Source organism: Plantibacter sp. H53, assembly GCF_001650455.1.
Classification (GTDB): Bacteria; Actinomycetota; Actinomycetes; order Actinomycetales; family Microbacteriaceae; genus Plantibacter; species Plantibacter flavus_A.
The window spans coordinates 1-15,697 of record NZ_LWCT01000032.1 but is presented as its reverse complement, the minus strand read 5'-3'; the positions used below and the strand labels follow the sequence as shown (position 1 = coordinate 15,697).

General features: G+C 70.5%; 17 protein-coding genes and 1 pseudogene. 7 read left to right on the top strand and 11 right to left on the bottom strand.

The genetic code is table 11. From position 1 onward, the window contains the following. A pseudogene (locus A4X17_RS13140) lies at positions 1-287 on the top strand (ATP-dependent DNA ligase); the annotation flags it as partial. Between the two features lie 27 nt (positions 288-314). Here the strand turns inward: A4X17_RS13140 and A4X17_RS13135 are convergent. Next, the gene (locus A4X17_RS13135) at positions 315-1,049 is read right to left on the bottom strand and encodes a LuxR C-terminal-related transcriptional regulator (RefSeq protein ID WP_079002593.1); all 735 of its coding nucleotides are present in this window, start codon (positions 1,047-1,049) and stop codon (positions 315-317) included. 104 nt (positions 1,050-1,153) lie between these two features. Between A4X17_RS13135 and A4X17_RS13130 the strand changes: the two genes are divergently transcribed. Beyond that, positions 1,154-2,368 carry a sensor histidine kinase gene (locus A4X17_RS13130; protein WP_064296134.1) on the top strand — a complete coding sequence of 405 codons (1,215 nt, stop codon included), beginning with the start codon at positions 1,154-1,156 and terminating at the stop codon, positions 2,366-2,368. A gap of 6 nt (positions 2,369-2,374) precedes the next feature. Here the strand turns inward: A4X17_RS13130 and A4X17_RS13125 are convergent, their stop codons facing one another. Continuing rightward, complete coding sequence (locus tag A4X17_RS13125) at positions 2,375-3,424, bottom strand: LLM class flavin-dependent oxidoreductase (protein ID WP_064296133.1); 1,050 nt, start codon at positions 3,422-3,424, stop codon at positions 2,375-2,377. Positions 3,425-3,621: 197 nt separating this feature from the next. On the opposite strand from A4X17_RS13125, the gene A4X17_RS13120 reads away from it, so the two are divergent. Then, the gene (locus A4X17_RS13120; RefSeq protein ID WP_064296132.1) at positions 3,622-4,083 is read left to right on the top strand and encodes a DUF3817 domain-containing protein; all 462 of its coding nucleotides are present in this window, start codon (positions 3,622-3,624) and stop codon (positions 4,081-4,083) included. Positions 4,084-4,125: 42 nt separating this feature from the next. Here A4X17_RS13120 and A4X17_RS13115 read toward each other — a convergent pair whose 3' ends face one another. After that, a complete protein-coding gene (locus A4X17_RS13115) occupies positions 4,126-4,899 on the bottom strand; it encodes an alpha/beta hydrolase (RefSeq protein ID WP_082916163.1) in 774 nt (257 codons plus the stop codon). 160 nt (positions 4,900-5,059) lie between these two features. Between A4X17_RS13115 and A4X17_RS13110 the strand changes: the two genes are divergently transcribed. Next, positions 5,060-6,058, top strand: coding sequence for an NAD(+)/NADH kinase (locus A4X17_RS13110; protein WP_231884386.1), 999 nt, complete (start codon positions 5,060-5,062; stop codon positions 6,056-6,058). A 38-nt stretch (positions 6,059-6,096) separates the two neighbouring features. On the opposite strand, the gene A4X17_RS13105 is transcribed toward A4X17_RS13110, so the two are convergent. Beyond that, positions 6,097-6,936 (bottom strand): siderophore-interacting protein, encoded by an 840-nt coding sequence (locus A4X17_RS13105; RefSeq protein ID WP_139205353.1) that lies wholly within the window; start codon positions 6,934-6,936, stop codon positions 6,097-6,099. Between the two features lie 67 nt (positions 6,937-7,003). On the opposite strand from A4X17_RS13105, the gene A4X17_RS13100 reads away from it, so the two are divergent. Next, the gene (locus tag A4X17_RS13100; RefSeq protein WP_064296129.1) at positions 7,004-7,402 is read left to right on the top strand and encodes a hypothetical protein; all 399 of its coding nucleotides are present in this window, start codon (positions 7,004-7,006) and stop codon (positions 7,400-7,402) included. A gap of 66 nt (positions 7,403-7,468) precedes the next feature. Here the strand turns inward: A4X17_RS13100 and A4X17_RS13095 are convergent, their stop codons facing one another. The 5 genes from A4X17_RS13095 to A4X17_RS13075 form a co-directional block, all read right to left on the bottom strand. Then, positions 7,469-7,984: a CarD family transcriptional regulator gene (locus tag A4X17_RS13095; RefSeq protein WP_064296128.1), complete on the bottom strand. Its 516-nt coding sequence runs from the start codon at positions 7,982-7,984 to the stop codon at positions 7,469-7,471. Positions 7,985-8,049: 65 nt separating this feature from the next. Then, positions 8,050-8,775 (bottom strand): TetR/AcrR family transcriptional regulator, encoded by a 726-nt coding sequence (locus A4X17_RS13090; RefSeq protein WP_064296127.1) that lies wholly within the window; start codon positions 8,773-8,775, stop codon positions 8,050-8,052. Positions 8,776-8,933: 158 nt separating this feature from the next. Next, complete coding sequence (locus tag A4X17_RS13085) at positions 8,934-10,277, bottom strand: HNH endonuclease signature motif containing protein (RefSeq protein WP_064296126.1); 1,344 nt, start codon at positions 10,275-10,277, stop codon at positions 8,934-8,936. Beyond that, positions 10,247-10,729: a hypothetical protein gene (locus A4X17_RS19505; protein WP_064296125.1), complete on the bottom strand. Its 483-nt coding sequence runs from the start codon at positions 10,727-10,729 to the stop codon at positions 10,247-10,249. The genes A4X17_RS13085 and A4X17_RS19505 overlap by 31 nt, the downstream gene beginning before the upstream one ends. Before the next feature lie 54 nt (positions 10,730-10,783). Continuing rightward, positions 10,784-11,209, bottom strand: a complete 426-nt coding sequence (locus tag A4X17_RS13075) for a VOC family protein (protein WP_064296124.1) — start codon at positions 11,207-11,209, stop codon at positions 10,784-10,786. Between the two features lie 136 nt (positions 11,210-11,345). On the opposite strand from A4X17_RS13075, the gene A4X17_RS13070 reads away from it, so the two are divergent. After that, complete coding sequence (locus A4X17_RS13070) at positions 11,346-12,578, top strand: glycosyltransferase (RefSeq protein ID WP_082916161.1); 1,233 nt, start codon at positions 11,346-11,348, stop codon at positions 12,576-12,578. Next, positions 12,575-13,342 carry a PIG-L family deacetylase gene (locus tag A4X17_RS13065; RefSeq protein WP_064296123.1) on the top strand — a complete coding sequence of 256 codons (768 nt, stop codon included), beginning with the start codon at positions 12,575-12,577 and terminating at the stop codon, positions 13,340-13,342. Before A4X17_RS13070 ends, A4X17_RS13065 begins: the two co-directional genes overlap by 4 nt. On the opposite strand, the gene A4X17_RS13060 is transcribed toward A4X17_RS13065, so the two are convergent. Both A4X17_RS13060 and A4X17_RS13055 read right to left on the bottom strand, forming a co-directional pair. Then, entirely contained in the window at positions 13,339-14,562 is a 1,224-nt protein-coding gene (locus A4X17_RS13060) for an MFS transporter (protein WP_064296122.1), read from the bottom strand. The genes A4X17_RS13065 and A4X17_RS13060 overlap by 4 nt on opposite strands. Positions 14,563-14,583: 21 nt before the next feature. Then, positions 14,584-15,627, bottom strand: a complete 1,044-nt coding sequence (locus tag A4X17_RS13055; RefSeq protein WP_064296121.1) for an NAD(P)-dependent alcohol dehydrogenase — start codon at positions 15,625-15,627, stop codon at positions 14,584-14,586. Positions 15,628-15,697: the final 70 nt, after the last annotated feature.

Here is a 15,697-nt window from a genome sequence, read left to right as displayed (position 1 = left end):
GCGCGGATGGGCTGCTGCACTACGCGGGGCGGGTCGGGAGCGGCTTCAGCGATCGGGAGTTGGCGGCGACCGCGCTGCGCTTCGAACGGTTGGGTCGGGCGTCGACGGCTCTCGTGGGTGTCCCGCCGGCCGACGCGGCCGACGCCAACTGGGTGGAACCGGTCCTCATCGGGGAGGTCCGCTTCAGCGAGTGGACACCGGATGGACGGTTCAGGCATCCGGTCTGGCGCGGATGGCGCCCTGATCGGACGGTGGACGACCTCGAAGCGCCGGACCGCGGACGCTGAGCCCGCGCACCGACCGCGGACGTCGGGTCAGGACAAGCGGCCGGATTCGGAGAGGAGGGCGAGAACGGCCGACACCCGTGGGTTGCTCGAGGTGTCATGCTCGATCCCGAGTGCGGCGTAGATCGCCGTGAGGTGGTTCTGAACGGACTTCTCCGCGATCCCGAGCCTGGTCGCGATTCCCGTGTTCGAGCGACCGGTCGCGAGCAGCTGCAGCACGGCGTACTGCCGGTCGGTGAGCGACTCGAGACTCGACCCCGCCCTGGGCCTGGTCCGGTCGATGAGTTCGGGATCGAGCATCGTCTCGCCGCGTGCGGAGACACGGATGGCCTCGAGGAGGATCTCGCGCGTGAGTGACGAGGTCTTCGACAGGTAGCTCCACCCTTCGCGGACGTCGGCCGGCATCTCGAGCAGCATGTCCATGAGGTCGTAGGCGGACAGCAGGACGACACCGAGGCCGGGTTGCGCCCGGCGGAGGGAGACGCCGAGGCTCACCCCGTTGCCGTCGGGCAGCTCGATGTCCATGGTCAGCACGTCCACCGTCCCCGGGAGGAACAGCCTGCGGGCCTCGGCGACCGTACCCGCACGCCCGACGAACGTCACGCCTGGCGCCCCGTCGAGCAGCTCGGCGAGCATGCCGCCGAGCAGCGGCTGGTCCTCGATCACCCCGACACGCAGCGGCCTGGTGGTCGCGGCGTCCGTCGTCGCATCGTCGACCGTGGACAGCGCGGCGGGCGAGGGGTCGGAGTGCGACTGGTGGTGCATGTTCCGAGTATCCCGGATCGAGATGGGAACGACCGAGGGGGAAGCTCCCGAGCGACCGCACGTCGATGTCGGCGGTGGCGCGCACGGCAGGTCAGAATGGAGCCATGACCCAGGAGGCCCGGACCGCTCGCGCTGAGCGCTGGAGCGACAGCCGGGCGTTCATCACGGCCAGTGGTGCCATGGCAGCGGTCTTCGGACTCGCGGTGTCCTTCCAGAGCGTCTACATCTACACCTGGGTCGCCCCGGGTGGGACGCGTGGCATGCTCGCCGAACGGGTCACCGCCAACCTCGTCTCGTTGAGCGCGGCGATCCTCGTACTCGCACTCCTGCTGTGGTCGAGGTGGGGGCCGTCGCTCCACGAGTGGTGGCGCCCGAAGGTGCTCGGGGGTGTCCTCCTCGTGGCGGTGCTGACGGGGCTGCTGCGGAGCGGCCTCCAGCTCCTGCTGGGCGTGTACCGCGACCCGAGCTTGCAGACGGTCCTCGTCGAGGCCGGGACGACGACGCTCGCCCTGGCGGTCTGCGCGACGTTCGGGTTCAGCCTCAGTGCCGCCCGGCGACGCGCCCGCGAGCAGGAGCGCGCGCACGCCGATCAGCGACACCGGGCCGACCTCGCCCTCCAATCCCTGCAGGGTGAGGAGCTGCGGGTGAAGCGGGAGGTCGCGGAAGGGCTGCACGGCACGTTGCAGCAGCACCTCGTCCTGATCAGCGCCCAGCTCGCGTCCGTCACGACAGCACTCGAGGAGGGCGGCCCGGACGTCGGGTCGGATGCGGCCAGGACCCTTCGGTCCCTCGGCGAGGAACTCCGGACCGTGCGCGAGCGCGACGTGCGCGAGCTCAGCCGGCTCCTGTCACCGCCGCTGCTCGAGGTCGGGATCGCACCGAGCATCCGCGCGATCCTGCAACGGCTCCCCCCGTCGATCACCACCAGTCTCGACGTCTCGCCGGACTTCCGGCTCCTCGACGACCCGATCGACAACGTCTTCACGACGGCGGAGCGCGCGGTCGTCGTCCGCACGCTCGAGGAGGGCGTCACGAACGCGCTGACCCACGGGGCGGCCGATCGACTCGTCGTGGACCTCCGGGTCTCGTCGCCAGCCACCGAGCGGCGAGGGACGATTGCGGGCGCCGTCGAGCTGCGCGTCGTCGACAACGGCTCCGGTCTCCGCGAGGGCACCGAACCGTCCGGCGGCCTGCTGCAACTGGATCGACGGGCCGGCGCCTTCGGCGGGTCCCTCAGGGTCGGCCCGGCAGCCGACGACGAGACCGGCGGCACCGTCCTGACGCTGACGATGCCCTACCGCCCGCCGGCGATCCGCTGAACCGGATCAGGCGGTCGAGGCCTCGGTCAGCAGTTCGCGGACGCGCGGGACGACCGCGGAGCCGTACAGACCGATGCTGTCCATGAGGTGCTCGTGCGACAGCGAACCGTTGCTGATCTTCAGATCCACGCGGGACAGCCCCAAGCCGTCGACCGCGGTCGCGACCTTCCGTGCGACCGTCTCCGGCGAACCGACGAACAGGGCACCCTCCGGGCCGGCCTCCTGCTCGAAGTGCCCACGGGTCATCGGGCTCCAGCCCCGCTCGCGGCCGATCCGGTCCATCATCGCCCGGTAGTGCGGCCAGAGCTGCTCCTGCGCGAGCTCATCGGTCTCGGCGATGTGCGCCGGAGAGTGCATGCCCACGGGCTGGGTCGGCAGCTGGAACTGCGCGAGTGCGCGGTGGTAGAGGTCGACGAAGGGGGCGAACCGCAGCGGCCCACCACCGATAACGGCCAGCATCATCGGCAGGCCGTATCGAGCGGTCCGCACGACCGACTCGGGGCTTCCACCCACACCGACCCACGTCTTCAGCTTCCCGTGTTCCACCCGCGGGTAGACCGACTGCTCCCGGAGCGGCGCGCGCGTCTTGCCCGACCAGGTGACCGGTCCCTGCTCGAGGAGGGCGACGAACAGCTCGAGCTTCTCCTCGAAGAGCTCCTCGTACTGCGACAGCTCGTACCCGAAGAGCGGGAACGACTCGGTGAAGGATCCGCGGCCCAGGATGGCTTCGGCCCGCCCTCCCGAGATGCCGTCGAGCGTCGCGAACCGCTGGTAGACGCGCACCGGGTCGTCGGAACTCAGCACCGTGACGGCGGATCCGAGACGGATGCGCTCGGTGCGGGCCGCGATCGCCGCCAGCACGACCTCGGGCGACGAGACCGCGAAGTCCTCACGGTGGTGCTCCCCCACCCCGATGAAGTCGAGGCCGACCGCCTCGGCGTGGACACCCTGCTCCACGACGTTGCGCAGGACCTGCGCCTGGGACAGTGGTGCGCCGTCGGCGTCGACCGTGACGTCACCGAAGGTGTCGATGCCGAACTCGAGGGGTGTGGTCATGGGGTTCTCCAACGTCGTGTGGCTCGCCGCGAGCTGTCACGGCGATTGTATGTGTTTGCATACATCTCGGTGAACCGCGTCGCTCCGACGCGTATTCCCGATCCACCCAGGGTGGCAGAACCGGGCGCCCGCTGGGAGCACCCTCTCAGCAGTGCCTGGCAAGCTGGAAGACCTGCACCCCGAGCCTTGGAGCCCCTGTGTCGCCGCGCCGCCTCTTCCGCCTGATCGCGATCGCCGAGGCGATCACCTGGACCCTGCTCATCATCGGGATGATCCTCAAGTACGTCACGAAGACGACCGACCTCGGCGTGAGCATCGGTGGCGCGCTGCACGGCTTCGTGTTCCTCGTCTACGGCGCGACGGTCCTGCTCATCGGGATCAACCAGCGCTGGCCCATCGGCACGATCCTCGTGGGCCTCGTGAGCGCCGTCGTCCCGTACGCGACCATCCCCTTCGACCTCTGGGCGGACCGCACCGGCCGACTCGACGGGACATGGCGCCGTGAGGCGGGTGCCGACCCGCGCGACCAGCGCGTGCTCGACCGCCTGACCCGCTGGCTCGTCCGACACCCGGTCCTGCTCGTGGTCGTCGGCGGCCTCGTGGTCGTCGCCGTCTTCACGGCCCTGCTCGTCGTCGGGCCGCCGGTCCCGAAGGGCTGATCGTCAGGGTCCCTGCGGACCGCCGGGGCCCACCCCGTCCGCTCAGCCGAGCAGCTCGACCAGATTCCGCGTGATCTCGGAGCGGGCCTCATCACTGGAGATCGTCGCCGAACCGTCACCGGGCTGCACCCCGTAGTCACCGAAGCTCGCGTGGTTCGCCCCGCCGATCTCGACCATCGTCGCGTAGGCGGGCAGCCGGACGCGCGCGTCGGCGACCTTCTCCGGGGTACTCAGTCCGTCATCGCTCCCCGCGAGGCTCAGCACCTCGAGAGCCGAGCCGGAGAGGTCGTTCGCGCAGTAACTCCCAAACAGGACGAGACCCGTCACCGCGGGATCCTCTGCGAGCTGGCAGGCGCGCACCCCGCCGAGCGAGTGGCCGCCGACGAACCAGGTGTCGACGTCCGGGGCGGCGGCGGTGAACGTCTCCAGCGGCCGTTGGTCGAAGAACGCCAGGTTGAGCGTCGGCTTCGTGATGACCACGGTCACGCCGGCCTCCTCGACGACGCCGGACAGCTTGTACAGGTAGGCGTAGGGGTCGACCTTCGCCCCGGGGATGAAGACGAGACCGGTACCGGAGGCCGGACGCTCGGCGTCCGCGGTCGGGGCGAGGACCACGGCGTCGCCGACGTCGGTGACGGACACCGCAGGGTCCTCCCACACCGCGAGTGCGGCGGGACGGGTGCCCTGCATGACGATCTGGGTCCAGACGACGAACCCGAGGACGACGACGAGCACCGCGCAGAGGATTCCGATGAGGATCGACGTCAGCCGCCCCGCCCGCCGCGGTCGGCCAGGGTGCTCGGTCACATCGCTCATGTCGTTCCTCCACGCTCGGCGCCCCGCGAGGATCACGGCGGACCGGCTCCCTCCAGTATCCCAAACGCGGCCCAGGGCGCGTCGGTCGCGAGGCACGCCACTGCCCGCCGGGAGCCCGCGTCCCGGTCGTGCTGTCAGGCGATCGGCCTATGCTCGACGGGTGACCACCACTCGCACGAAGCACCCCACCGGGCCGTCGATGACGATCGGCCTCATCACGCACCCGACGAAGAACATCGACGACTCCGTCCGCATCCTCCGCTCATGGCAGCTCGAACACGGCGCGCGCCTCGTCGGACTCCGCGCGGAGGCCAACCGGCTCGGCGACGACGTCGAACTGCTCGACGAGGACGCCTTCGCGTCGTCGGTCGACGTCGCCGTGGCGATGGGCGGCGACGGCACGATGCTCGGCGCGATGCGGCTGCTCGCCGGCCGATCCGCACCGGTGCTCGGCGTCAACTACGGCAACGTCGGCTTCCTCGTCGAGGTCGAGCCGGCCGCGCTCGCTGAGGCACTCCAACGGGTCAGCGACAACGAGTTCTCCCTCGAACCGCACCACGGCCTCGAGGTGACGATCACCACCGGCGAGCAGGTCGCCCATCTCCTCGCCTTCAACGACGTCTCCATCGCCCGGCGCCCGGGAACCGGCGTGGTCATGGCCGACCTCGCCGTGGACGGCACCGCCTACGGGTACTTCAAAGCCGATGCGATCGTGATCGCCACCCCGACCGGATCGACGGCCTACAACTACGCGGCCGGCGGGCCGGTGCTCTCCCCCGCCGTCGCCGCCACCGTCGTCACGCCGGTCGCGCCCATGTCGGGCATCGACCGCTCGTTCATCCTCGGGCCGGCGGAGCGCCTGCAGTTCTCGATCGGCACGGCGACGAAGCAGGCCGCCGTCGAGATCGACGGCCAGGTCCTGTCCGATGTCGCAAGTGGCGCGGTCGTGACCGTCCGGCTCGTGCGCGACGCAGCCAACGTCGTGCGACTCGACCCGAGCCGGCACTCGCGCAAGGGCCGGATGAAACTCAGCCTGCTCGACCTCCCGTTGCGTCGCGATCAGCTGCTCGACCTCGTTCCACCGGACATCCGGGCACGCGTCGAGCGTCCGTCGCGGGTCCGCCGGACGCGCAGCAAGCCGGCCGACCCCTCACATTGAGTCAGGCGCCCGCCCGCAGCGCGGCGCCGGGGCGGGCGTCACGAGGCCGGCAGGACGACCCCGATCGGTTCGCGCTTCTCCGCCTGGAAGCGGTCTTCGGTGCGTCCGTAGGCCCAGTACCCGGACAGTGAGAGTTGGGAGCGGTCGAGCCCGCGCTGGGTGAGGAACACCTCACGAAGTGCTTTCATCGACTCCCGCTCGCCGTGGGCGAAGACCTGCACGCGTCCGTCGGGCCACGGGTGTCCGGCGATGGCGGTCGCGAGGAGCGCGGCCGTCGATTCGTCGCGGGCCGCACGGCCGACCCAGATGAGCTGCACCCCGGCCGGGTGGTCGAGCTCGACGAGGTCGTCGCGCCCACCGATCTCGAGGAACGCGAGCCCCTTCGCGTCCGCCGGGAGCGCCTCGAGGGCGGCGGCGATCGCGGGGATCGCCGACTCGTCGCCCGCGAAGAGGTGCCAGTCGGCGGTCGGGTCGGGCCGGTAGGCACCGCCGGGGCCGGCGAGCACGACGCGGTCTCCCGGCTGAGCGGCAGCGGCCCACGGGCCGGCGATGCCCTCGTCGCCGTGCACCACGAAGTCGATGTCGATGGTGCCTGCCGCCTGGTCCACGCGTCGCACCGTGTAGGTGCGGGTGACCGGGAGGTCGGCGGGTGCCAGCGTCTCACGGAGCGCCGCGAGGTCATACGGTGGCTCGAGGCCGAGTTCGGGCTTGGCGAAGGAGATCTTCACGTAGCTGTCGGTGGCGTCCTTGGGCTGGAAGTCGGCGAAGCCTGGACCGCCGAGGGTGAGGCGCACGAGGTGCGGTGTGACCCAGGAACTGCGGACCACCTCGAGGATGATCTGTGGACGTGGGGCTCGAGGTCGCGGTGTCGTCGTCATGATTGTCTCCATTCTGCCGCCCATCGGACGGTCTCGGCATCCCCGATCCCGCTGTCATACTTGAGGGATGGCTACGACCGCAGGCTGGTACCCGCACCCCGACGACCCGACGAAGGAACTCCACTTCGACGGCGAGACCTGGGGCGACTCGAGGGTGCTGCGGTTCCAGCGGGACAAGCCGTCGCAGGCCGACGCCGCGGGCTGGTACCCGCACCCGACCGACGAGGAACGCCAGGTCCACTTCGACGGACGAGCATGGACGGACACGCGGGTGTTGCAGCTCAGCGGCGGCGCGTCCGCTGACGGCGGGCAGGCTCCGGTCTACGTGTCGCCCGCCGAACTGCCGGCCCCGGAACGCGAGAGCCGTGCCTGGACGATCACCAAGGCCGCCCTGTCCTTCGGGCCGATCGTCGCCATCGCGGTCGTCGGCGTGCTGGCGATCGTCAGCGGCAACACCGGGAGCTGAGGCACCCTCCACGACGACGAAGAGCGCCCCGCCGAACCGGCGGGGCGCTCTTCATCTGCATGGGTCCTACTTGGCTGCGACGGCCTCGGGGGTCGCGATCGACGAGGCGAGCACCTCGTCGAGGCCCGCGGACGCCTCTTCGTCGGTCATCGACTGCGCGAGCGCGAGTTCGGAGACGAGCACCTGGCGCGCCTTCTGGAGCATGCGCTTCTCGCCGGCCGACACGCCGCTGTCCTGGTCGCGACGCCACAGGTCGCGGACGACCTCGCCGACGCGGTGGACGTTGCCACTGGCCATCTTCTCCTGGTTGGCCTTGTACCGACGCGACCAGTTGCCGGGCTCCTCGACGAACGGCTCACGGAGCACGCCGTAGACGGCCTGGACGCCGTCGTGGTCGATGACGTCGCGCACACCGACGAGGTCGGCGTTCGCGATCGGCAGCTTGATGGTGAGCTCGGACGTGTGCACGCGAAGCGTCATGACGTCCTGCTCGACACCCTTGATCGTCACCTTCGACAACTCGGTGATGGTGACCGCTCCGTGGTGCGGGTAGACCAGGGTCTCTCCAACGATGAACTGCATGGTTCCTCTTCTCTTCTCAGGTCGTCACCGGTACTCGCGCACCGGCGTCGTCGTGTTCCGGCGGTTCAGCGGCCGGATGGTTCGGGGGTCGGTGGTGGCGGTGACGCGCCGACGGATCGTTCGTCGAGCAGCCAGGCGGGCAGCAGGGCGACCAGGGCTTCGACCAGTTCGTCGTCCGAGACGTCGATGCGTCCGCGGCGCCAGCCGTCGACGAGGGAGAGCGTGCCACCGGCGACATAGGCGGAGACCAGGCCCGCCGGGATACCGACCGGGACCTCGGTGCGCTCGAGCAGCGAGCCGATGAGGTGGTCGGCGTGCTCGCCGACGAGGTCGTCGAATGCGCTGCGGGCGACGGGGAGCTCGAGCACGCTCGAGTACAGCGGTGCGTCTTCGAGGAGCTGGGCGACGAGGCGTCGGTAGGCTTCGCGGGCGCGCTCGGCGCTACCCAGCGACTCCCCCGCGGGCCGCACCGAGACACCGGACGCGGCAAGGCCGGCGAACTGCACCCGCAGGTAGGCCGCGGTGAGGTCGTCGAGGCTGGCGAAGTGCGCATAGAACGAGCTGCGGCTGATCCCGGCGACCCGGACGATGTCGCCGACGGACACGCGTTCCGGCCGACCCGCCAGAATGGTGGCGACGGCGTCGAAGATCGTCTGCCTGGTGCGCTCGGCACGTGGGTCGCCCGTCGCTCGGAGGACGGGAGTGAAGCGCTCGACGCGCGACGGCGGAGCGGGACGTTCTGTGGTGGACTGCTCGGCACCGAGGGCGGGAACTCCTGATGTGCGAGGCATTCCCACCAGTGTACCACGACTTCTCGGACAGCTGTCCGAGACAGCACCTGTCGGCTTCGAGTGGGTCCCTCCTCCAGGTCCATCCGGGCACACCTCTCTCCCCCGAGCCGAGGCAGCGCGACCCGAGTGCCCTTCGACAGACTCAGGACCGGCGCAGGTCAGAAGGGTGCGGGATCCGGTTCCGTCCGATGGTGTTTCCCGTCGGGTGTCGTCCACTCAAGGACCCCACCCGGTCCGTGGTCGAGGTTCCACCCCGGAAGGTGCTTCATCCGGTGGTGATGTCGACACAGGCAGGCGAGGTTTCCGACATCCGTTGCGCCGCCGTCCTCCCACGCGACCGAATGATCGAGATCGCACGCTCTGGCCCGCCTGCCGCAGCCTGGTGCGCGACAGGTGCCGTCCCGGAGGCGCACCGCCCGTTGGAGATCGGCCGGAACGCGATACTGGTTCCGGCCGACGGAGAGGACCGCACCGGTTTCCGCCTGGACGAGGATCCGGGTGAAGCTGGGCGCGTTCACCGCGATCCGTGCCGCGGTCTCGGGGTCGATCGGGCCGTAGCCGTCGAGGGTAGCCGGGGCCTCGGAGACGCCGGCCATGCTGAGCGCTCGGACGGTGATCTGCACGGTCGGCTTGATGTGTTCCTGCACCTCGATCGGGTGCGGGAGGACCGGGCTCGACAGGACGTCTTCAGGCGTCACACCGGTCAGGGCGAGCGCCGCCAGGGCGTCGGCCTGCAGTTGTGCGCACGTGCGAGTGTCGCCCACGGCGCGTGACTCCGCTGCCGCCGCTTCGATCCGCTCGGAGACGCCCTGCGCGATCGGTGCCGTCGTGAAGAGGTGCACCCACGCCATCCCGTCGGCCGCGGGCTCGAACTCCACCCGGCGGTCGGCCTCGGAGCGGACGGCTCGGGCGGTGATGGATTCGGGGTGGAGGCGTTCGCGGAGGACTCGGGCGCGCTTCCGGAGGTACGCATTGGTGGATTGTCCGGCGACCGGCAGGACCTCGGCGAGGAACACCGCCTGCCCCTCGACCGGCACGTCACTGAGTTGGTCGAGGATCGTCTGCGCGTGCCGCGCCGAGATGCGCCCCGCCTTAAGTGACGCCAGCACCGCCGGTGCGTCGTTCACGAGGCGCTCGGCGTCGTTCGTCGCACGCTGGATCGTCCGCTCCGGGATCCGGGTCGCCATCGCGAGGGCCGCACACGTCGACCGACGAGACAGTGCCTGGCGCTCGGCCGGCGGGAAGACCGCCGGGACCGTGGCGTCCGCGAAGGCATCGGCACAGGCGGCGGAGCGGGCGAGGAGGCGCGCCTTGCGTGCGTCCAGGACAGCCTGCTGGCGGTGGAGTTCCGCCCACTCGTCCGAGAACTCCGCGAGGCGCGCGGCGCAGTCGTCGCTCGCGCGGATCGCGCTGTGCTCGACGGCCGGGCGGGGTTGCTCGGAGTCGCTGAGGCGCTCAGGGTCGGAGGAGACTACCGGAGGATCTCGACGAGCAGCACCCAAGCACCGACCACGGAGCCGATGAACACAAGGATGAAGCCGGCAGCCAGCCAGCCGAGACCGACCGACGAACCGAGGAGGAGCAATACACCGCCGATCACGAACGGGATCATCTGCAACACCGGGACCGCAGCCTTGAGGGCGCGCGGTCCATGCTCGGCATCCTGGTGGCGGAGGATCCGGACCGCGGCGTCGATCGCGAACCACAGAGCGAGGGCGGTCAGGAGCAGGACCTCGACACCGTACAAGGCGTCGGCCTGACCCGGGATGAGTCCTGCGGCAGCGACGACGACGATCAACACCAGGGAGCTGATCGTCGCCGCCGCCCGCGCCGGCATGGACGGGATCTCGATGATCTTGGCGATGTTCACGGACATCGCGACGATGATGAGTCCGGCGAGCGCCGCCGCAGCGCCCGCTGTCGCCACGAAGAAATCGTTCCACGCTTCAGTCATCGCTGCTCCTCGGGAAGCCGATGTCGTCCCGACACCACTGCAGTCACACTCACGTCACCCCTCCGCAGGGGCGGCGATGTTCACCAGCCAGGTGATCCCGAAGCGGTCCTGCACCATGCCGAAGGAGTCGCCCCAGGGCGCCACGGTCAGCGGCTGCTGGACGGTGCCGCCATCGGAGAGCCGCTCGAAGTACTCGCGCAATTGGGTATCGTCGGTGCCCGACCCACTCAGCGACATCGAGAAGTTGTTGCCCTCGCGGTAGTGCATGTGCTTCGGCGTGTCCGACCCCATGAAGACGACCCCGGCGTCGCCGGTCAGCTGGGAGTGCATCACCAGATCGACCTCGTCCGGCTCGACCGCGGCACCGAAGTCGCCGAACGTCGACACCGTCAGTTCGCCGCCGAAGACCCCCTGGTAGAACTCCATCGCCTCACGGGCTGTCCCGCGGAAGCCGAGGTACGGGTTGAGCGTCGTCATGATCGTCCCTTTCGCCTGGACGGGCGCATCGTCGCGCTCGTCTCGCGATCATTCTCACGCTCCGGCGTCGGATGTGCGAGCACGTTCTGGTGTCTCCGTCACGAGGGGCTGGGACGCCCACGGCTACTAGGCTCGTCTGGTGCCCTCGCAACCCCAGCCCCTCCGCATCGCGATGATCTCGCTCCACACCAGTCCCGGTGACGAGCCGGGTTCCGGTGACGCCGGCGGGATGAACGTCGTGGTCCGTCATCAGGCCGTCGCGATGGGCGCAGCGGGCCATGAGGTCGACGTCATCACCCGGCGGTCATCTGCCGACCAGCCGTCCGCCGCATCCCTCGCCCCCGGCGTGACCCTGCGCTTCCTCGACGCCGGTCCCGCCGAACCGGTCGCGAAGGGTCGGCACGAAGAGTTCGTCGACGACTTCCGCTCGGAACTCGCCCGACTGCCGCGATACGACGTCCTGCACGCCCACCACTGGTTCTCCGGCATGGCCGCACTCCCCCTCGCGCGGGAACTGGGGATCCCGCATGTCCAGAGCTTCCACAGCATCGCCGCCGAGTCCACCACCCCGCTCTCGCACGGCGAGCGCGCCGAGTCCCCCGGGCGCCTGGCCGGCGAGGCACGGCTCGCCGCGGAGTCGGACGCGGTCGTCGCGATCAGCGCGGCCGAGGCCGACACCGCGATCGCGCGGCTCGGAGCCCGCCCCGACCGGGTGTCGATCGTGCCACCCGGTGTCGACGGGACGCTGTTCCACCCGCTCGACGGTCCTCGTTCCGGTCGCCCGACCGCGGTGGTCGCCGGTCGCCTCCACCCGCTGAAGGGCTTCGACCTCGCCATCGAGACCATCGCCGCGGTCGCGCCCGAGCTCCGCCCCGAACTCGTCATCGCCGGGGACGTCTCCGTCGACTACGACCGCTACGCCGAGGAACTCGCCGCCCTCGCCCGCGACCTCGGTGTCGCCGACGACGTCCGCTTCGTCGGGCCGCAGTCGCGCATCGGACTCGCCACGCTGTTCCGCGAGAGCACGCTCGTGCTCGTCCCCTCGCACTCGGAGACGTACGGTCTCGTCGCGCTCGAAGCCGCGGCGAGCGGCGTGCCGACCGTCGTGGCCGCCTCAGGCGGATTGCGGGAGGCCGTCGTCGACGGAGAGACGGGCATCGTCATCGACTCCCGCGACCCGCACATCTGGGGTGCTGCGGTCTCGTCCATCCTGGGCGACCCGAAGCGGCTCGCGCAGCTCGGTTCGGCAGCGCGACGTCGGGCGGAGCGGTTCGACTGGCAGCGCTCGGGAGACGCCCTCGTCGACGTCTACCGGACCCTGGTCGAGAACGCTCCCGCCGTCGCCACCGCCCCGGCGACCTCGACCTCGTGAACCACGGACTCCTCCCGCTCATCGACAGCGGGCGCACCGTCCTGTTCGCGCACGCGCATCCCGACGACGAGACCCTCGCTTCGGGCGCGCTCATCGCCGAACTCGTGGACCACGGTGCTCGCGTCGTCCTCGTGACGGCCACGCGAGGCGAGCGCGGCGAGGTCGTCGACGGCCCGCTCCGGTCCCTCGCCGGAACCGCTGCTCTCGCGTCCCACCGCGAGTCGGAGCTCGCCGCCGCCTGCCGCACGCTCGGCGTGGCCGAGCAGTTCTGGCTGGGGACGGGTCCGGCGGCCCGACCGGGGACGTCGACGCGATACGTGGACTCGGGCATGCGGTGGGTGCGCGAGGGACTCGCCGGCCCCGCTGACGACGTCTCCCCCGGTGCGTTCTCGCTCGCTCCGCTCGACGACGTCGCCGACGACCTCGTCGCGGTCATCGGACACGTCTCGCCGGACCTGGTCGTCAGCTACGACCACGGTGGCGGGTACGGGCACCCGGACCACCTCCGGATGCACGAGGCCGCGATCGTCGCCGCGCGGAGGAGCGGGGTGCCCTTCGCGGAACTCGTGCACCACCGCACCGACCTGGAACCGCTGGGCGACGACGCCGTGTGGTTCCCACTCGGGCACCGCCTCCCGATCGTCGCCGCGGCACTCGCGGAACACGCCAGCCAATTGACGGTCGACGGCGAGCAGCTCGTCCACTCCGGCGGTCAGCGTGAGGACATCACCACCTCGGTGGGCCTGCGACTCCAGTCCCGCTAGGCGGTCGTCGGCTGGTTCCGGTGCTCCCGCGGCATGCGGGACGCGAGCACGGGGACGAGCAGCATGAGCACGACCGCGGAGCCGAACGCCGCGGGGAACGAGAAGGCGTCGAGCAGTGCGCCGGCGACCAGCGGGCCGACGATGGCGCCGAGGTCGGACGTCGCCTGGAAGACCGCGACGGCCCGACCACCCCGACCACCCGCGGCGTCTCCGACGGCCGCCGCCGGAGCGGTCCCGAGGAAGGCCGCCGCGACACCGTAGACGCAGAGGGCGACGACCAGCAGCCAGAGCTCGCCGACGAACGGCATGGCGAGGAGCGCCGCCGCCGCGACCGGGAACGCGACGAGCATCGCGGGTCGTCGTCCGACGGTGTCGACGAAGCGGCCGGCGGGACCGAGCGCGAGCGTCTGCGCGACAGCGGCGATCGCGAAGGCGATCCCGGTCCAGGCTGCTTCCTCATGGAGCGCCTCCACGACGAGGACCGGAACGAGTGCGCCCCGGACGCCCATCGACGCCCAGCCGTTCGCGAAGTTCGCGAGGAGCGCCGCCTGGTACCGGCGATCGGCGAGGACCGTGCGGAAGGGCTCGGCCTGCGTGGCGGTCTCGACCGGCGCGGCGATCCGACTGCCGCGCAGCATCACGAGTCCGAGGACGCCGGCGACCGCGAGGGTCCCGGCGTAGAAGAAGAACGGTGCCGTGAGCGAGATGGTCGCGAGCAGGCCACCGACGGCCGGTCCGGCCATGCCGCCGACGAGGAACCCGCCCTGGTAGAACCCGACCGCCCGCCCGCGACGGTGCGGTGGGGTGGTGCGCAGCAGCAGCGTCATCGCGGCGACGGAGAACATCGCCGACCCGATCCCTCCGACCCCGCGGAGCAGGAGCAGCTGCGGATAGTCCGCCGCGAGCCCGACGAGCGCGCTCGACACCGCGACGATCCCGATGCCGGACGCCAGCACCACCCGCTCGCCGATCCGATCGACGAGCGCACCCACGAACGGGTTCGCGATGAGCCGCATGAGCGCGAAGACCGAGACGACCGCGCCGACCTCGAGGTAGCCGACGCCGAAGCTGCGCACGTACACGGGCAGGACCGGGATCACGACACCGAACCCGAGCATCACGAAGAACGCGACACCGCCGAGGACGAGGACCTCGCGGCCGAGGGGTTCACGAGGAACGGCTCCCGCTCCGCCTGGACGACGGAACGGGAGCCGGATCATGCTCTCAGGGTATCGGTGCGATCAGCCGATCGTCGCCGTGTCGATGACGAAGCGGTAGCGGACGTCGCTGCGGACCACGCGGTCGTAGGCGCCCTCGACCTCGTCGGCACCGATGAGCTCGATCTGCGAACCGATGCCGTGCTCAGCGCAGAAGTCGAGCATCTCCTGCGTCTCGCGGATGCCGCCGATGTTCGAGCCGGCGAGCGAGCGGCGGCCACCGACGAGCGAGAACACCCGGAACTGCTGCGTGTTCTCGGGCAGTCCGACGAAGACCATCGAGCCGTTGAGCTTGAGGGTCGACAGGTAGGCGTCGATGTCGAGGTCGGCGGAGACCGTGTTGATGATGAGGTCGAAGCGTCCGCGGAGCGACTTCAGGGTGCCCTCTTCGCCGGTCGCGTAGTAGTGGTCGGCCCCGAAGCGCTTGCCGTCCTCCTCCTTCGAGGTCGTCTGGCTGAGCACGGTCACCTCTGCGCCGAGGGCGTGGGCGATCTTGACGCCCATGTGGCCGAGACCACCCATCCCGACGATGGCGACCTGCTTGCCGGGACCGGCGCCCCAGTGCTTCAACGGCGAGTAGGTGGTGATGCCGGCGCACAGCAGGGGTGCCGCGACGTCGAGCTCGATGCCCTCGGGGATGCTCAGCACGTAGTTCTCGTCGGCGACGATCTGCTTGCTGTAGCCGCCGTAGGTGGGCTCGCCGTCGTACTCGCGGCCGTTGTAGGTGGCGACGTTGCCCTTCAGGCAGAACTGCTCCTCGCCGGCGAGGCAGTTCTCGCACTCGCGGCAGGAGTCGACGAAACAGCCGATGCCGACGCGGTCGCCGACCTGGTGCTTGGTGACCGCATCGCCGACCTCGGTGACGATGCCGGCGATCTCGTGACCGGGGACCATCGGGAAGATGGCCTTGCCCCATTCCTCGCGGGCCTGGTGGATGTCGCTGTGGCAGATGCCGGCGTAGTGGACGTCGATGACGACGTCGTTGGCGCGCGGCGCACGGCGTTCGATGGTGCCGACCTCGAACGGCGCGTCTGCGGTGGGCTTGATGATGGCGGCGACGGTGGTCACAGGACTCCTCGGGCTGGGGTGTTGGGGGTGCCGTGGGGCGGGATGCACGCGCCGGACAGCACGTTCGACG

Excerpts from the sequence above, each read along its gene's own strand:
- A4X17_RS13135 (WP_079002593.1), bottom strand. The coding sequence starts at position 1,049 with ATGCACCACCAGTCGCACTCCGACCCCTCGCCCGCCGCGCTGTCCACG.
- A4X17_RS13130 (WP_064296134.1), top strand. The coding sequence starts at position 1,154 with ATGACCCAGGAGGCCCGGACCGCTCGCGCTGAGCGCTGGAGCGACAGC.
- A4X17_RS13125 (WP_064296133.1), bottom strand. The coding sequence starts at position 3,424 with ATGACCACACCCCTCGAGTTCGGCATCGACACCTTCGGTGACGTCACG.
- A4X17_RS13115 (WP_082916163.1), bottom strand. The coding sequence starts at position 4,899 with ATGAGCGATGTGACCGAGCACCCTGGCCGACCGCGGCGGGCGGGGCGG.
- A4X17_RS13105 (WP_139205353.1), bottom strand. The coding sequence starts at position 6,936 with ATGACGACGACACCGCGACCTCGAGCCCCACGTCCACAGATCATCCTC.
- A4X17_RS13100 (WP_064296129.1), top strand. The coding sequence starts at position 7,004 with ATGGCTACGACCGCAGGCTGGTACCCGCACCCCGACGACCCGACGAAG.
- A4X17_RS13095 (WP_064296128.1), bottom strand. The coding sequence starts at position 7,984 with ATGCAGTTCATCGTTGGAGAGACCCTGGTCTACCCGCACCACGGAGCG.
- A4X17_RS13090 (WP_064296127.1), bottom strand. The coding sequence starts at position 8,775 with ATGCCTCGCACATCAGGAGTTCCCGCCCTCGGTGCCGAGCAGTCCACC.
- A4X17_RS19505 (WP_064296125.1), bottom strand. The coding sequence starts at position 10,729 with ATGACTGAAGCGTGGAACGATTTCTTCGTGGCGACAGCGGGCGCTGCG.
- A4X17_RS13060 (WP_064296122.1), bottom strand. The coding sequence starts at position 14,562 with ATGATCCGGCTCCCGTTCCGTCGTCCAGGCGGAGCGGGAGCCGTTCCT.